Source organism: Glycomyces tritici (assembly GCF_030403505.1).
This window is the reverse complement of sequence record NZ_JAUEMJ010000006.1, coordinates 251996-266338: the sequence shown is the minus strand read 5'-3', so window position 1 is coordinate 266338 and position 14343 is coordinate 251996. Positions and strand designations below refer to the sequence as shown.

The window sequence follows — 14343 nt, the reverse complement described above, 5'->3', positions numbered from 1 at the left end:
AGGCTTGGTGTTCGAAGGCATTGCGAGGCCGCATGAGTGAGAAGCAGTCCCGCCGACGCCGCGGTCTGGCGGTCGCCGGCGGCGTGACCGGCGGTGTGGCGTTCGGCGCCGCCTTGGCGTGGGGCATCCCCCGGTACCTGGCGCGGCGCACGCGGGCGTCGTCGGTCGACCCGTACGCGCACGAGCCGTTCGAGCTCCCGCCGCAGCGCTCGGTGTTCACGGTGGAGTCGCGCGCCGGCGTGCCGATCCACGTGGAGACCGCGGGCCCTGAGGACGCCGACCTCACAGTGGTCTTCGTGCACGGCTACATGCAGGACATGGCCACCTTCTACTTCCAGCGCAAGGCGATCGCCGAGGCGAACCGGGGCGACGTGTCGCTGCGGGCGGTGCTGTACGACCAGCCCGGGCACGGCCGGTCCGGCCCGCTGCCCCGTACGGAGTACGGCATCGAGGACCTGGCGGAGGTCATGCACGACGTGCTGACGGCCGTGGCCCCGCGCGGGCCGCTGGTGCTGGTCGGGCATTCCATGGGCGGCATGACGATCCAGGTGTACGCGCGCCTCCACGAGGCCGACTTCCGCGAGCGCGTGAAGGGGGTCGCGTTCCTCTCCAGCAGCGCCGCGGGCCTCGACACCGTGGAGACGAAGCCGATGCGCGCACTGCGGCGGCTGCGGCGCACGGTGCTGCCGATGCTCCAGCAGGTCGCGGGCTGGACGCCGGACCTGATCGACCGGTCGCGGCTCCTCGCGGGCGACCTGGGGTGGCTGCTCACCCGCAAGGCCGCGTTCGGGCACATCGACCCGCCCGCGTCCCTGGTCACGCTGGTCGAGCGGATGAACCGGCGGACCTCCATGCAGAGCATCGTCGGCTACGCGCGCGCTATCCTCGACCACGACGAGACGGCGACGCTGCCGCTCTTCAAGGGGCTTCCGGCGCTGGTCGTGGTCGGTGACGAGGACCTGCTGACGCCGCCGGAGCATTCGCGAAGGCTGGCGGCGGCGCTCGAGGGGTCGCGATTCGCGCTCATAGCCGAGGCGGCTCACTCACCGCAGCTGGAGTATCCTGGTGAGATCTCACAACTCTTGTTGGAGATGATCGACAAAGTCGTGGCTGAGATCGGCAGGGGTTCCGCCGTGTCCGCCGCACCGGAGGCGACGCCGTTCGAGCGCGACCCGGGGCGGCACCGCAGGTGGTCGCCGTTCTCCCGCCACCACGGGCACCGTCTCGAACCGTGACGCGACCCGAGCAGTAAGACCCGCGCCGCGCCGACACGACGCGGCCCATCGACACGCACTTGGAGGAGTGAAACGTGAGGCTCCAGCTCCAGACGGCCGACGACACCCACGAGTTCGGGCTGCGCCTGGCCGCGGTCCTTCGCGCGGGCGACCTCGTGATCCTCACCGGCCCGCTGGGGGCCGGGAAGACGGCCCTCACGCAGGGCATCGGCGCCGGCCTCGGCGTCGAAGGGCGGATCACCAGCCCCACCTTCGTGATCGCCCGCTCGCACCGCGCGGGCACCGCGGGCGTGCCGCTGGTGCACGTCGACGCGTACCGCCTGGAGACCCTCGACGAGCTCGACGACCTCGACCTCGACACTGATGTGGAAGCGGCCGTCACGGTCGTGGAATGGGGCGCGGGCCTGGCCGAGCGCCTCGCCGAGTCGCACCTGGAGATCGCGATCGAACGCCGGGCCGACGAGGTCCGCGAGGTCGTCCTGCACGGCCGCGGCGGCGACTGGGCCGAGCGCCTGGCGTCGGGTCTCGGCGACTCCGACGAGCCGTCGATCGGTGCAGCGGCTCCCGTGGGCGCTGCCGCATGAGGGTCCTCGCACTCGACACGTCCACTGCCGCAGTGCAGGCCGCACTCGTCGACCTCGACGACGACGAGCTGTTCCTGACCTCGTTCCGCCGCGAGATCGACGCGCGCGGCCACGTGGAGAAGCTCGCCCCGTTCATCGAAGGCTGCCTGGCCGAAGCCGGGCGCACCGTCAAGGACGTCGACGCGGTCGTCTCCGGCGTCGGCCCCGGGCCGTTCACCGGCCTTCGCGTGGGCATGGTCACCGCCGCCGCGTTCGCCGACGGCGCGGGCATCCCCGTCTACGGCGTCTGCTCGCTCGACGGCATCGGCGCGAACACGAGGGGCCGCGCGCTCGCGGCCACGGACGCGCGCCGCAAGGAGATCTACTGGGCCGTCTACGAGGACGGCGTGCGCGAGGGCGAGCCGCAGGTGTGCAAGCCGAGCGAGCTCCCCGACACCCGCGCCGACTACGCGATCGGCGAGGGCGCGAGCAAGTACGCCGACGAGCTCCCGATGGACGCCGAGGCCACCGCGATCTACCCTGACCTGGTGAAACTCGTCGAACTCGCCGCCCCGCGCCTGCTCGCGGGCGCCCCGAGCGAGCAGCTCACCCCGCTGTACCTGCGCCGCCCGGACGCCCAGCCCGCCGCGGGGAACCCGGCGCCGTCGGCCTGAACGCCGTCGCGTGGTACAGCTTGATGCGATGAACGACTTGCGGATCGACCGGCTGCGCTGGTGGCACCTGCCCGCCGTCGCCGAGATGGAGACCGCGATCTTCGGGCCCGAGGCCTGGAGCGAGGGACTGCTGTGGACCGAGCTCTCGGCCGGGAACGACTACCGCGCGGTCTTCGACGGTGAGCGCATCCTCGGCTACGCGGGGACCGCGCTCAACGGCGATGAGCTGTGGCTCAACAACATCGCCGTCAGCGCCGAGGCGCGCCGCAGGGGTGTGGCGCGGATGCTCATGGACGATCTGATCGCCCGGGGCCGGGCGCACGGCGTGAAGGCGGTGTACCTGGAGGTCGCCGTCGACAACGTCCCGGCCCAGCGCCTGTACGACGGGTACGGTTTCGTGGGGCTAGGGGTGCGCAAGAACTACTACCAGCACACTGGCACGGATGCCGCGGTGATGAGGATGGACCTGTGAAGAACAACCCTGTGGTGATGGGCATCGAGACCTCGTGCGACGAGACCGGTGTCGGGATCGTGCGCGGCCACGAGCTGCTGGCCGACGCCGTGGCGTCGTCGGTCGACGAGCACGCCCGCTTCGGCGGGGTCGTGCCCGAGGTCGCCAGCCGCGCGCACCTGGAGGCGATGGTGCCCACCGTGCAGCGGGCCCTGGACGACGCCGGGCTCACCCTGAACGACCTCGACGGCATCGCCGTCACCGCGGGTCCCGGCCTCGCCGGGGCGCTCATGGTCGGCGTCGGCGCGGCGAAGGCCTACTCGATCGCCACGGGCGTGCCCCTCTACGGCGTCAACCACTTGAGCGCGCACATCGCGGTCGACACCCTGGAGAACGGCCCGATCCCGGAGCCGGCGATCGGCCTGCTCGTCTCGGGCGGCCACTCCTCGATCATGATGGTCGAGGACCTCGCCGGGAAGGTCACGCAGCTGGGCGCGAGCATCGACGACGCCGCCGGCGAGGCGTTCGACAAGGTCGCGCGCCTGCTCGGCCTGCCGTTCCCCGGCGGGCCCTACATCGACAAGGCCGCCAAGGAAGGCGACCGGGCGTTCGTGCGCTTCCCGCGCGGCCTCACCGCCGCGAAGGACATGGAGAAGCACCGGTACGACTTCTCCTTCTCCGGTTTGAAGACCGCCGTGGCCCGCTGGATCGAGGCCCAACGGGCCGAAGGCAACAACGTCCCGGTGAACGACGTGGCCGCGGCGTTCCAGGAGGCGGTCTGCGACGTGCTCACCCAGAAGGCGATCCTCGCGGCGAAGGAGCACGGGGTCGACACGATCCTCCTCGGCGGCGGCGTCGCCGCGAACTCGCGGCTGCGGACCCTCGCGGTGGAGCGCGCCGAGGACGCCGGCATCACGCTGCGCTACCCGCGCCCGAAGCTGTGCACGGACAACGGCGCGATGGTCGCCGCCCTCGGATCGCACCTGGTCTCGGCCGGTGTGGCCCCGTCCGTGATCGACTTCCCGGCGAACTCGTCGATGGACGTCGAGGTCGTCAGCCTCGCCAACCGCCTCTAAGGGTGATTGAGCAACCCCGCTAGACCGCCTGCGCGGGCCGGTCCAGACCGCCCGGGGCGCTCAGAGCGAGGTGATGCGGACGATCGCCGTTCCCGCCGTGAAGGCGAGCAGCTCCACGATGAGCACGCCCGCCTCGGCCTCGGGGAGCGGCGGGCGCTCGTCGCCGACGAACCCGCCGTAGCAGCCGGTCTGGACGCCGTTCTCGGTCAGGAACGCCACACAGTAGCCGCCGGAGATCCCCGCGGAGGTGGAGCCGCCGCCGCGTTCGGCGGTGATGTCGACGCCGTCCTGGGTGACGGCCGTGATCTGCAGCGTGAAGCCGTCGAGTCCAATGTCGACCGGTTCGCTCACGGCCACTTCGCAACTGCCGTCGCCGCAGGCGGCGTAGTCGGTCCCGTCGGCGGCGGTCGGCGGCTCGGGGGTCGGACTCGGCTCGGGCTCGGTCGCTTCGACGGTGGCCGCTGCGCCGGAGGACTCCGGAGCGGGATCGACGGTCCCGGTCTCGCCGGTGCAGCCGGCCGCGAGCAGGAGGAGCAGTGCGGGGGCGAGGAGCCGCGAGGCGGTTGAGGCGTCCATGGACCGATGTTAGGCGCGGCGGCGCGGGACCGGTCCCTTCGATCAGTCCCCGTAGTGCGCAAGGATGCCCGCCGCCAGCTCCCTGACCTTCTCGCGGGCCTCGGGCGGGTCGAGGACCGTCGCGGAGTCGCCGAACGACAGGAGCTGGCACACCTCGTCGACGACGTGGCAGCGCAGCACGGCGTGCGTCCATCCCGGTTCGGCCGCCTCGCCGAGGGCCAGGCGGGAGCCGAAGATCCGTTCCGCGCGCCCGCGCTGGCGGTCCTTGAGCACGAAGCGCACTTCGAGCCCGCCGCCCGCGTCCCACCGCTCGGTCAGCTCCCGTGCGGTGGCGGCGAGGCCCGCGCCGGGGCGCAGCCGCCGCGGCACCCGCAGCGCGTCCCACCGCTCGACCCTGGCGAGGTTCCACATCCGCGCCTTCCCGAGCTCGTCGGCGATCAGGTACCAGCGCCCGCCCTTCGCGAGGAGCCCGTAGGGGTCGACGGTGCGCCAACGCGGTTCCCCGCCTTCACGGGCATAGAGGATCTTGAGGCGCGCACCCGAGCGCAGGTCCCCGATGAGCGCCGCAGGGGAGGTCCCGGTGGGTTCGCGGCCGAACCACGGCCGGTTGTCGCTGACCACCAGGTCGTTGACGGCGAGCAGGTCGTTCCCGGCGCGGGCCGCGACCTTGCGGCGGGCCCGCCCGCCCTCCTCTGCGACGCCGAGTCGGCGCCGCTGCTCGTCGTCGAGTCCGTTGAGCGCCAGTTGATCCCGCTCGCCGGGGGTCAGACGGGTCATGTCGAGGGTCCCGCCGGGGAGCATGAACACGCCGCCGTAGCGGCCGCGCCGCAGCACCACCGGGAAGCCGGCGTCCTGGAGCCATCTGAGGTCGCGCTGGACGGTCCGCTCTGACGACCCGGTCTCGGCGGCGATCGCGGCCACCGTGGTCTCGGGACGGGTCTGGAGGGCGAGGACGAGCGAGAAGAACTTGTCTGGGGTCACGCCCCGATTCTCCTCGAGAACCCGACAGTTCCTGTCGCCTTCCGCTCCTAGGGTGGCCCGGTCAATCGCTTCGAGAGGACGGCAGCCAATGCCCGCACCGAACCAGTTCATCGTCTACGTCGCTGACGCCCCGGCCTCAGCACGCTTCTACGGCGGCCTCTTCGATCTGAAGCCGGTCTTCGAGACGCCCGGGTTCATCGCCTTCGACATCGGCGGCGGTGTCCAGTTGGCTCTGTGGAGCCGGGTCCCGTTCGACCTCGCCGAGGTCGATCACCGCACCAGTGAGCTGTGCGTCGCCGTCGAGGGCGCCCCGGCCTCGGTAGACGCCCTGTACGAGGAGTGGAAGGCCAAGGGCGCCAAGGTGGTCACCGAACCGTATGACGACGTCTTCGGCCGCACCTTCCTCGTGGCCGACCCCGACGGCAACCTGATCCGGGTCGCCCCGGTCGACTAGGGCTTGTCCCAGGCCGGGGTGGCGTCGATGCCGCTCCCCAGGTCAGCCTGGGGAGCGGCATCGACCGGTGCGAAGGCGGTCGGGCTCACCGGCTCGCCACGAGCGGGTCGGCCGGGCGGTTCGCGCGGCGGACGCCTGCGAGGTAGAGGACTGCGCCGACCACGCCCACGATCCAGGGCGACGGCAGCAGGATCGCCGTGTTCACCAGCGTCCAGGCGAGCAGGATCCAGCCGAGGTACGCGGGCGGGACCAGGCCGCGCCGGTCGATCCAGAGGATTGCGAGGCCGAGCACCACCAGCGGCCCGCCGAAACTGGCGAAGGAGAACCAGTACGCGCCCATGGTCGGGTTCATCTCGGTGAAGCCCCCTTCGGGGCGCCACAGTTCCGCCCCGAACCAGGCGGCGGCGCGTTTCGGAGCGGTCATCGCGAGGCTGAGGACCATGTGCGCGGTGCCGAGGAAGACGAAGATCCGTCCGGCCCATTTGATCATGACGACTCCTAATTACGGAACTGATAGTTTCAATACTCTTGGTTCCGTATCCTAGGTCCATGCTGGAAGCGAAGCAACCCGTGGGCCGCCCGCGAGACGGCCAGATCGATCACGCCATCGCCGCCGCGACGCGGGAGCTCCTGGCCGAACGCGGGTACGCGAAGCTCACCGTGGACGCGGTCGCGTCCCGGGCCGGGATCGGCAAGGCCGCGATCTACCGGCGGTTCACCACCAAGCAGGAGATGATCTTCGCGGCCACCGTGCACGACATGGAGGAGCAGCCGCCGCCCGACTCGGGCTCCCTGCGCGGCGACCTGCAGGCCATCGGCGAGGTCATCGCCGGGCAGCTCTCGACCGCGCCCCCCGATGTCCTGCACGGGCTCTTGGCCGACATCCACGGGGACAAGTCGCTCGGGGCCCGCTTCACCGGGACGTTCATCGAGCGCGAGCGGTTCGTGATCGACACCGTCCTCGCGCGCGCCGTCGAGCGCGGCGAACTGGAGGCGATGCCGGACGCCGCGATCGTCCACGCCCTGCTGCTCGGCCCGATCTTCTACTGGCTGCTCATCCTCATCGGCGACCGCGACGCCCTGCCCGAACTGGTGCGGACCGCGGTCGGCGCGGTCGCCGACACGCTGACCGCTACCTGAGCGGCACGAACACCCTGCGCGCGGGCACCGCGACGAGCAGCGCCGCGGCGACGAGGACCGTTGCGGCCCATAGCGGCCCGGTCGGGCCGGTGCCCAGCGCGAACGCGGCGATGACGGGCCCGATCGCGGCGCCGACGTTGAGCGCGGCGGTGGCGTAGGAGCCGGCCATCGTGGGGGCGTCCGCCGCTTCGTGGAGGACCCGGGCGATGAGGGTGCTGCCGACCGCGAACGCCAACGCGCCCTGGGTGAACGCGAGCGGGAGCAGTACCGCGGGGTGCCCGGCCCAGAGGCCAAGGGCGCACCAGCCGAGGAGCAGGGCCGGGCCCGCGACGGCGACGACCCGGCCGGGCCGGCGGTCGGACCAGCGCCCGGCGACGGTGACGCCGGTGAACGAGCCGGCACCGAAGAGCACGAGCACGACGGGGACCCACAGTGCGCCGAGTCCGGCGGTCCCGGTGACGACGGGCGCGATGTACGTGAACGCGCCGAACGTCGCCGCGTTCACGAGTGCGCCCAAGCCCATGACCAGGAGCAGCCGGGGCCGGCGCAGTGCGGCGAGCTCGGTGCGCAGGCGCGGGCCGTCCGCCTCGCGGGTGTCCGGAAGCCCGCGCAGGAGGCCGAGGGCGGCGGGCAGGCACAGGAGCGCGACCGCCCAGAAGGTCGCGCGCCAGTCGAGGAGCGCGCCGAGGAGCGCCCCGCCGGGGACGCCCGCGATGGTGGCGATGGTGGTGCCGCCCAGGAGGACGGCGAGGGCGCGGCCCTTCCGGTCGGGTGCGACGAGCGCCGTGGCGGCGGTGAGGGCGACGGCGAGGAACCCGGCGTTCGCGAGCGCCGCGACGACGCGGGTGGCGAGCAGGACCGGGAACACGTCCGTGACCGCGCCGACGACGTGGGCGGCCAGGAACAGGCCGAGGAACGCGAGGAGGGTCGCGCGCGGGGGCCGGCGGCGGGCGAGGGCGGCGGTGAGCGGCGCGCCGACGACCATGCCGGCGGCGAACGCCGTCGTGAGGAGCCCGGCGTCGGCGACGGTGACGCCAAGGTCGGCGGCGAGGTCCGGCAGGAGGCCGGCGAGCATGAATTCGGAAGTGCCCATGGCGAAGACGGCCAGGGCGAGCAGGTATACGGGAAGCGGCATCGGATGGCTCCGTGGTGTCGAGCGGTCTGTGGGACGTCTCGTCACCGCGGCCAGCGGCCCCGGGGTCGTTGCTTCAGGGGGCTGGCGGGTGACCGGCAGCCCCTGCCGTGTCCGATTCCGGATTCACCATGTGCGCGACCCTATGCGGGCGGGCGCGGCGGGCGCAACGCATTTGGCCCGGATGTCGGACCTGCGGTCTACGGTGGCGGGATGAGCGAAGACGAATGCTGGTGGGAACCGCCGCTGGCGGGCACCGAAGAGGCGCACCTGCTGGGGGCGCTGGACCGGCTGCGGGCGACGTTCCGCTGGAAGGCCGACGACCTGGACGCGGCGGGACTGGACACGCGGATCGGCGCGTCGGCGCTGACGCTGGGCGGGCTGCTGAAGCACCTTGCGCGCGCTGAGGACGTGACGTTCAACTGGAAGCTCCGGGGTCGCGCGCCGGGCCCGGACTGGGACGAGCCCCTGCTCGCCGACACCGATGAGAACTGGGTGTTCACGTCGGCCGCCGAGGACTCGCCGGAGTTCCTCTACGACCTGTGGGACCAGGCGGTGGCGCGCTCGCGCGAGCGGCTCGCGGCGATCCTCGAAGAGGGCGGTCTCGATCAGCCCGCGCATCTCGAATGGCCGGGGATGGGGCATCTGAGCGTGCGCCGCGTCGTGTTCGACATGGTGGAGGAGTACGGCCGCCACACCGGCCACGCCGACCTGCTGCGGGAGGCCGTCGACGGCCGCGTGGGCGAGGATCCGCCTGCGGGCTGGCGCCCGGTCAGCGGATCGGGCGGCGCCTGACCGACCGGGAGCCGTGTAGCCCTCCGCCTTGCGGAGACGGGAACCGGCACCGACCTGACTCCAACGGTGAGGTCCCGCCGGCGAACTGACGCCAATCGCGGATCGCGTCGCCCAGCCGACCGGGTGCCTTGCGGCCCTTCGTCTTGCGGGTCCGGGTTCCCCATCTCCGCAGTGCCGTCCGTGCCGTGATCCGCCGACCGGCCGTCACACCGCGAGTACTAAATCCCTTGCCCGCGATCACCCCCTCGGGAATGCTGACGGCATGAGCGGCAACCCTTCCTCGCCGAACGGCGAACTCCGGCTCAACCTGCCCGTCTTCCTCGCCCGCTTCGGCCTCGAGGCCCGAGGTAAGGCAGAGCCGCTGACGGGCGGCGAGGACAACGTCAACGCGCGGGTCGCCACGGACCGCGGCGACGTGGTCGTGCGCGAGTACGTGCGCTCCGAACCCGCGAAGGTCAGAGCAGAACTCGCCCTCGTCGCGCACCTCGCGGGCAGCGGATTCCCCACGCCCGCACCGTTCACCGCCGACAGCGGCGAACGCTTCGCGCTGGTCGCGGGGAAGCCGATTGCGGTGTTCCCCTTCGCCTCCGGCGAGGTGCCGCCCGCGATGACACCGGACCTGGCCGAGCAGTCCGGGGCCCTGCTCGCCCGGATGCACACGGACGCGGCGGGCTGGACCGACGACCGCATCCCCGTCACCGACCGGACCTGCCTCCTCGAGACCGCGGCCTCCAGCGACGTCGACCTCACGGGCGCGGACCACTGGCGCGCAGCGGTCCGCGACTTCCTCGACCGGCACGCCGAAGACCTGGCGCTCCTCGGCGAGCAGCCCGCGGGCCCGCTCCACCACGACCTCCACCGCCAGAACCTCCTGGTCGAAGACGGCCGGGTCACCGCCGTGCTCGACTTCGACGAGCTCAACCACGGGCCCCTGATCCTCGACCTCGCCAGGGCCCTGCAGTACGCGGCCCTGGAGCAGCCGGACCGGCGGCTCCCGGCCGCCGTCGCGGAGGCCGCGCTCGCGGGCTACCGGAAGATCCGGCCCCTCACCCCGACCGAACTGCAGCTCCTCCCGCTCGCCTTCGACCTCGCCGGGATGTGCGACGCGGCCGGATTCATCATGTGGGCCGCCCCCTACCTGGGGGTCGAGCACGTCGATGAGTGCCGCAGCTGGCTCGGATACCTCGCCAACCGGGACGCGCTGCACTGACGGACCCCTGACTTTCGGCAGGGGTGGTTCAGGACATTCGGCAGCGGGCAGGGGCCCCGAAAATCCATAACCTCGAAGCATGGAACCGAGACACCCCGCCAGATCCCTCCTCACCAAGAGCGTCGCCGCCGGCGGGATCGCCTTGGCCGCCTTGGGCTTCACCGCCCCGGCCGCTGCCGCCGCACCCGCGGCCGAGCTCACCCCCGAGGCGATCGACGCCTACATGACCGACCTCCACGAAACCTCCGGCGTCCCCGGACTCTCGGTCGTCGTGACCCGCGACGACGAGATCGTCCTCGCCGCCGGGTACGGGCACGACTCCGAAGGCGAGGAGATCACCGAGGACAGCCCGTTCCGCGTCGCCTCCGTCTCGAAGTCGTTCACCGCCATGGCCGTCATGATCCTCGCCGAGGAGGGCGCGATCGCCCTCGACGAGCCCGTCGCGGACCAGCTCCCCGGGTTCGACATGGCCGACGAGCGGGTCGACGCGATCACCCCCCGGCACCTCCTGAACCAGACTTCCGGGTTCTCCGACACCTCGATCGACGTCGTCGAACTCCAGGACGCCACCTCCCTGGAGGACTACGTCGCCCGCCTCGGCGACGACGCCCTCGCCACCGATCCCGGCACCGACTGGGAGTACGCGAACCCGAACTTCAACGTCGCCGCCCGCCTCGTCGAGGTCGCGAGCGGGCAGACCTTCGAGGCGTTCATGGCGGAGCGCGTGTTCGCACCGCTCGGCATGGAGCACAGCGCCACCCGGGACGAACTGATCGACCCCGGGCTCGGGTACAACAACCTCTTCGGCCTCTGGATGCCCCGCGGCGCGGCCGTCGACGGCATGCTCGACAACTCCGGTTCGGGCGGGATCATCACCAGCGCCGCCGACATGGGCCGGTGGCTCATCACCCAGAACGGCCAAGGCCCCCAACTGGTCTCCGCGGAGGGCCTGGCCGAGATGCACGCGCCTTCGGCGGTCCAGGACTACGGCATGGGCTGGGGCGTCGAGCCCGACGGCACGCTCGTGCACTCCGGGAACCTCATGACCTACAACGCGGTCGAATGGATCGACCCTGAGAGCGGCTACGGCATCGCGGTCCTCACCAACGGCGCCGGCATGGCCGACGTGACCTACACGGCGATGGAGGCCCTGGCCGCCATGGCGAACGGCGCGGAACCCGCAGCGCCGAAGGGCGACGCGCTCGCGCAGATCGCCCTGGCCGCGCTCACCGCCGCCGCGATCGCCCTCGGCGTCATCGGCGTCGTCCGGTCCCGCCGCTGGGCCGAGAAGCGCCGGGGACGACCGGCCTGGCGCATCGCGCTCCGCTTCATCCCGGTCCTGCTGCCCGCGGTGCTGTTCCTTTCCTATCCGGCCCTGGTCTCGCTCATCTCGAACGGCCGCACGGTCACCTGGCCCTCGGTCTTCTACTTCGCGCTGCCGCTCACCCTCGCGCTGCTCGTCGCGGGCCTGGCAGGGGCGGCCACGGCGGCCGCCCGCCTGGTCCGGCTCCGATCGGTAGGCTCGGCCGCATGAGAAACGGGGCGCTGCTGGCGGTCATCGCGCTGGCCGGACTGGTCGACGGTGTGGCGACGTTCGCGGTGCCGATGTCGCGGCAGGCGCTCCTGGTCCTGGTGGCCGCCGCGGCGTACCTCCACGGCTGGCGATTGACCGTGCGCTACGGCTGGTGGATCCTGGGGGCGGTCGCGGCGCTGGGGACCCTGCTCGGGATCGCCACCGAGCGGGACCCGTTCACGACCCTGCTAACCTTCGGCTCCTTCGTGGTGCTGCCCTGGCTGATCGGCCGCTTCCGGCGCCAGCAGGCCGACCTGATCGCCGCCGCCGCCGACCGCCTCACGCGGCTCGAACGCGAACGCGAACTCGTCGCGGGCCGCGCCCGGGCCCAGGAGCGGGCCCGGATCGCGACGGACATGCACGACTCGCTCGGCCACGAACTCGCCCTGATCGCACTCCGCGCAGGCGCGCTCGAACTCTCCCCGGACCTCCCGGACGGCAACCGCGAGGCGGCGGCTGCGCTGCGGCGCAATGCGGTCGACGCCACGGACCGGCTGCGCCAGACCATCGGCATCCTCCGCGACGGACCGGCCCCGGAGGCCCCGCTCGACGAGTCGCTCGAGGCGCTGGTCGGGCGCGCGGCCGAAGCCGGCATGCGCGTCACCCTCGCGACCGATGCGGTCCCGCTGCCGCCGCTGGCGGCGAAGACCGTGCACCGGGTGGTCCAGGAATCCCTGACGAACGCCGCGAGGTACGCCCCGGGCGCTGAGGTGCGGGTCGCCGTATCGGTGGCGGACGCGATCGCCACCGTGTCGGTGCGCAACAGCGGCAGGCACGCCGCGGTCCCGTCCGGCAAGGGCAGCGGCCTGGTCGGGCTGGAGCAGCGGGTCCGGCTCCTGGACGGCGCCTTCAGCGCCGGACCGGTCGAAGACGGCTTCGAAGTGCGAGCCGAAGTGCCGCTGGAGAACATGAAGATCGATGCGACCTGGCAGGGGAACCGATGATCCGCGTACTGCTCGCCGACGACGAGGCGATGATCCGGGCCGGCGTCGCGGCCATCCTCGCCACCGACCCCGGCATCGAGATCGCGGCCGAAGCGGGCGACGGCGCCGAAGCCGTGGAACTCGCCCGCGCGCACCGCCCCGACGTGGCGCTGCTCGACATCCGCATGCCGAAGATGGACGGCCTGGCCGCCGCCGCGGAACTCCGCAAGGTCATGCCGGAGGTCGCGGTCGTCATGCTCACCACCTTCGACGAGGACGCCTATGTCGCCCAAGCGCTCTCGCAGGGAGCGAGCGGGTTCATGCTGAAGGCCGCCGACCCGCGTGAACTCATCATCGGCGTCAAGGCGGTCGCCGAAGGCGCGGCCTACCTCTCACCGAGGATCGCCCAGCGGGTGATCGCGCGGCTCAACAACGGCGGCCTCGAACGCGTCGCCCCGGCGAGGGAGCGCATCGACGCGCTCACACCGAGGGAGCGAGACGTCCTGGCACTCATAGGGAAGGGGGAATCCAACCACGACATCGCCAGGCAACTGCACCTCTCCGACGGCACCGTGAAGAACCATGTCAGCACGATCCTCACCCGCCTCCAGGCCAAGAACCGCGTCCAAGCGGCGATCATCGCCTATGAAGCGGGCCTGGTCAACGACTAGGGACCGATTTGCCCGCGCCGACTACCGTGGCGCAGATGCTCCCCCACAACGCCCTCGACGCGCAGGGCATGAACCGGCCCCGAGGGCCCGAGCCGGTCCGCATCGCGTTCCTCGTGCTCGCGGCGCTGATCCCGATCGACCTCATCGCCGGCCTGATCGGCGGGTTCGCGCTCTTCGCAGCGAACGTGGCGAACGACATGGGCGGGCGCACCGTCGTCGTCCCCGCCTACACCAAAGTGGTCCTGGCGGTCGCGCTCGGATTCGCCGTGGTCTGGACGATCGGGCGCGTCGTACTCGCCTTCGGCGTCGCGAAAGGCCGGCCCCTCGCGCGCATCGCGGCGATCGCTGCCGCCGGGCTCGCCATCGCCGTCTGGGCGGCGGCCACGGTCGCCAGACTGGAGGACGGCGACGGCGTCGACATCGGAGGCGGCCCGATGGAGGCGCTCCGGGGCTTCGCGATCGCCTGCATCATCGAGTCGGCCGCGATCATCGTCCTGCTCTGCCTCCCCTCGGCCCGCGCGTGGTTCAAGCGCGACCAGGTCGCCGCCTAGGCGAAAGCCCGGACCTGCGATCGGACTGGTCGCCGCCTGGGCGAAAGCCCGGATGCCTGCGGTCGGGTCTGGTCGCCGCCTGGGCGAAAGCCCGGATGCCTGCGGTCGGGCCTGGTCGCTGTGGAGCGGTACAGGCGGACGCGCTGCGGTCGGGCCTGGTCGCCGCCTGGGCGAAAGCCCGGACCTGCGGTCGGACCTGGTCGCCGCTGGAGCGGTAGAGGCGGAGGCGCTGCGAGGAACGCCGATGTCTTCGGACTGGGCCGTCGGGTCCTGAGGCGTCGCGGGCAAACGTGATTGAAGGGAACGCTGGCGTTGCGGAACCGCCGCACCAGTCTAGG

Annotated in this window: 17 protein-coding genes; 13 read left to right on the top strand and 4 right to left on the bottom strand. The window is 72.1% G+C overall.

Annotation, left to right across the window (positions count from 1 at the left end; translation table 11 throughout):
* The first annotated feature begins 32 nt into the window (after positions 1-32).
* The 5 genes from QWI33_RS20180 to tsaD all read left to right on the top strand — a co-directional run bounded on the left by QWI33_RS20180 (position 33) and on the right by tsaD (position 3999).
* The gene (locus QWI33_RS20180; RefSeq protein ID WP_289958952.1) at positions 33-1235 is read left to right on the top strand and encodes an alpha/beta fold hydrolase; all 1203 of its coding nucleotides are present in this window, start codon (positions 33-35) and stop codon (positions 1233-1235) included.
* 74 nt (positions 1236-1309) lie between these two features.
* Complete coding sequence (tsaE, locus tag QWI33_RS20175; RefSeq protein WP_289958951.1) at positions 1310-1819, top strand: tRNA (adenosine(37)-N6)-threonylcarbamoyltransferase complex ATPase subunit type 1 TsaE; 510 nt, start codon at positions 1310-1312, stop codon at positions 1817-1819.
* Positions 1816-2472: a tRNA (adenosine(37)-N6)-threonylcarbamoyltransferase complex dimerization subunit type 1 TsaB gene (gene tsaB / locus QWI33_RS20170; protein WP_289958950.1), complete on the top strand. Its 657-nt coding sequence runs from the start codon at positions 1816-1818 to the stop codon at positions 2470-2472. Before tsaE ends, tsaB begins: the two co-directional genes overlap by 4 nt.
* 28 nt (positions 2473-2500) lie before the next feature.
* The gene (gene rimI, locus QWI33_RS20165; protein ID WP_289958949.1) at positions 2501-2944 is read left to right on the top strand and encodes a ribosomal protein S18-alanine N-acetyltransferase; all 444 of its coding nucleotides are present in this window, start codon (positions 2501-2503) and stop codon (positions 2942-2944) included.
* Positions 2941-3999, top strand: a complete 1059-nt coding sequence (gene tsaD, locus QWI33_RS20160) for a tRNA (adenosine(37)-N6)-threonylcarbamoyltransferase complex transferase subunit TsaD (RefSeq protein WP_289958948.1) — start codon at positions 2941-2943, stop codon at positions 3997-3999. The genes rimI and tsaD overlap by 4 nt, the downstream gene beginning before the upstream one ends.
* Positions 4000-4059: 60 nt before the next feature.
* Here the strand turns inward: tsaD and QWI33_RS20155 are convergent, their stop codons facing one another.
* Positions 4060-4575, bottom strand: coding sequence for a hypothetical protein (locus QWI33_RS20155; RefSeq protein ID WP_289958947.1), 516 nt, complete (start codon positions 4573-4575; stop codon positions 4060-4062).
* A gap of 42 nt (positions 4576-4617) precedes the next feature.
* Positions 4618-5556: a helix-turn-helix transcriptional regulator gene (locus QWI33_RS20150; protein ID WP_289958946.1), complete on the bottom strand. Its 939-nt coding sequence runs from the start codon at positions 5554-5556 to the stop codon at positions 4618-4620.
* 88 nt (positions 5557-5644) lie between these two features.
* Between QWI33_RS20150 and QWI33_RS20145 the strand changes: the two genes are divergently transcribed.
* Positions 5645-6010, top strand: coding sequence for a VOC family protein (locus tag QWI33_RS20145; protein WP_289958945.1), 366 nt, complete (start codon positions 5645-5647; stop codon positions 6008-6010).
* An 85-nt stretch (positions 6011-6095) separates the two neighbouring features.
* On the opposite strand, the gene QWI33_RS20140 is transcribed toward QWI33_RS20145, so the two are convergent.
* A complete protein-coding gene (locus QWI33_RS20140) occupies positions 6096-6500 on the bottom strand; it encodes a hypothetical protein (protein WP_289958944.1) in 405 nt (134 codons plus the stop codon).
* Positions 6501-6559: 59 nt separating this feature from the next.
* Between QWI33_RS20140 and QWI33_RS20135 the strand changes: the two genes are divergently transcribed.
* On the top strand, positions 6560-7150 hold the full coding sequence (locus tag QWI33_RS20135; protein ID WP_289958943.1) for a TetR/AcrR family transcriptional regulator: 591 nt from the start codon (positions 6560-6562) through the stop codon (positions 7148-7150).
* On the opposite strand, the gene QWI33_RS20130 is transcribed toward QWI33_RS20135, so the two are convergent.
* On the bottom strand, positions 7143-8285 hold the full coding sequence (locus QWI33_RS20130) for a Cmx/CmrA family chloramphenicol efflux MFS transporter (protein WP_289958942.1): 1143 nt from the start codon (positions 8283-8285) through the stop codon (positions 7143-7145). The genes QWI33_RS20135 and QWI33_RS20130 overlap by 8 nt on opposite strands.
* 210 nt (positions 8286-8495) lie before the next feature.
* Here QWI33_RS20130 and QWI33_RS20125 point away from each other — a divergent pair, with 210 nt between their 5' ends.
* The 6 genes from QWI33_RS20125 to QWI33_RS20100 all read left to right on the top strand — a co-directional run bounded on the left by QWI33_RS20125 (position 8496) and on the right by QWI33_RS20100 (position 14005).
* Positions 8496-9077, top strand: coding sequence for a mycothiol transferase (locus QWI33_RS20125; protein ID WP_289958941.1), 582 nt, complete (start codon positions 8496-8498; stop codon positions 9075-9077).
* 262 nt (positions 9078-9339) lie between these two features.
* Entirely contained in the window at positions 9340-10287 is a 948-nt protein-coding gene (locus QWI33_RS20120) for a phosphotransferase enzyme family protein (RefSeq protein WP_289958940.1), read from the top strand.
* Between the two features lie 79 nt (positions 10288-10366).
* Complete coding sequence (locus QWI33_RS20115; protein ID WP_289958939.1) at positions 10367-11821, top strand: serine hydrolase domain-containing protein; 1455 nt, start codon at positions 10367-10369, stop codon at positions 11819-11821.
* Complete coding sequence (locus tag QWI33_RS20110; RefSeq protein ID WP_289958938.1) at positions 11818-12804, top strand: sensor histidine kinase; 987 nt, start codon at positions 11818-11820, stop codon at positions 12802-12804. Before QWI33_RS20115 ends, QWI33_RS20110 begins: the two co-directional genes overlap by 4 nt.
* Entirely contained in the window at positions 12801-13454 is a 654-nt protein-coding gene (locus QWI33_RS20105; RefSeq protein ID WP_289958937.1) for a response regulator, read from the top strand. The genes QWI33_RS20110 and QWI33_RS20105 overlap by 4 nt, the downstream gene beginning before the upstream one ends.
* Positions 13455-13489: 35 nt before the next feature.
* Positions 13490-14005 (top strand): hypothetical protein, encoded by a 516-nt coding sequence (locus tag QWI33_RS20100; RefSeq protein ID WP_289958936.1) that lies wholly within the window; start codon positions 13490-13492, stop codon positions 14003-14005.
* The last annotated feature ends 338 nt before the right edge of the window (positions 14006-14343 follow it).

Excerpts from the sequence above, each read along its gene's own strand:
- QWI33_RS20180 (WP_289958952.1), top strand. The coding sequence starts at position 33 with ATGAGTGAGAAGCAGTCCCGCCGACGCCGCGGTCTGGCGGTCGCCGGC.
- tsaB (WP_289958950.1), top strand. The coding sequence starts at position 1,816 with ATGAGGGTCCTCGCACTCGACACGTCCACTGCCGCAGTGCAGGCCGCA.
- rimI (WP_289958949.1), top strand. The coding sequence starts at position 2,501 with ATGAACGACTTGCGGATCGACCGGCTGCGCTGGTGGCACCTGCCCGCC.
- QWI33_RS20155 (WP_289958947.1), bottom strand. The coding sequence starts at position 4,575 with ATGGACGCCTCAACCGCCTCGCGGCTCCTCGCCCCCGCACTGCTCCTC.
- QWI33_RS20145 (WP_289958945.1), top strand. The coding sequence starts at position 5,645 with ATGCCCGCACCGAACCAGTTCATCGTCTACGTCGCTGACGCCCCGGCC.
- QWI33_RS20140 (WP_289958944.1), bottom strand. The coding sequence starts at position 6,500 with ATGATCAAATGGGCCGGACGGATCTTCGTCTTCCTCGGCACCGCGCAC.
- QWI33_RS20135 (WP_289958943.1), top strand. The coding sequence starts at position 6,560 with ATGCTGGAAGCGAAGCAACCCGTGGGCCGCCCGCGAGACGGCCAGATC.
- QWI33_RS20130 (WP_289958942.1), bottom strand. The coding sequence starts at position 8,285 with ATGCCGCTTCCCGTATACCTGCTCGCCCTGGCCGTCTTCGCCATGGGC.
- QWI33_RS20125 (WP_289958941.1), top strand. The coding sequence starts at position 8,496 with ATGAGCGAAGACGAATGCTGGTGGGAACCGCCGCTGGCGGGCACCGAA.
- QWI33_RS20120 (WP_289958940.1), top strand. The coding sequence starts at position 9,340 with ATGAGCGGCAACCCTTCCTCGCCGAACGGCGAACTCCGGCTCAACCTG.
- QWI33_RS20115 (WP_289958939.1), top strand. The coding sequence starts at position 10,367 with ATGGAACCGAGACACCCCGCCAGATCCCTCCTCACCAAGAGCGTCGCC.
- QWI33_RS20110 (WP_289958938.1), top strand. The coding sequence starts at position 11,818 with ATGAGAAACGGGGCGCTGCTGGCGGTCATCGCGCTGGCCGGACTGGTC.
- QWI33_RS20105 (WP_289958937.1), top strand. The coding sequence starts at position 12,801 with ATGATCCGCGTACTGCTCGCCGACGACGAGGCGATGATCCGGGCCGGC.
- QWI33_RS20100 (WP_289958936.1), top strand. The coding sequence starts at position 13,490 with ATGCTCCCCCACAACGCCCTCGACGCGCAGGGCATGAACCGGCCCCGA.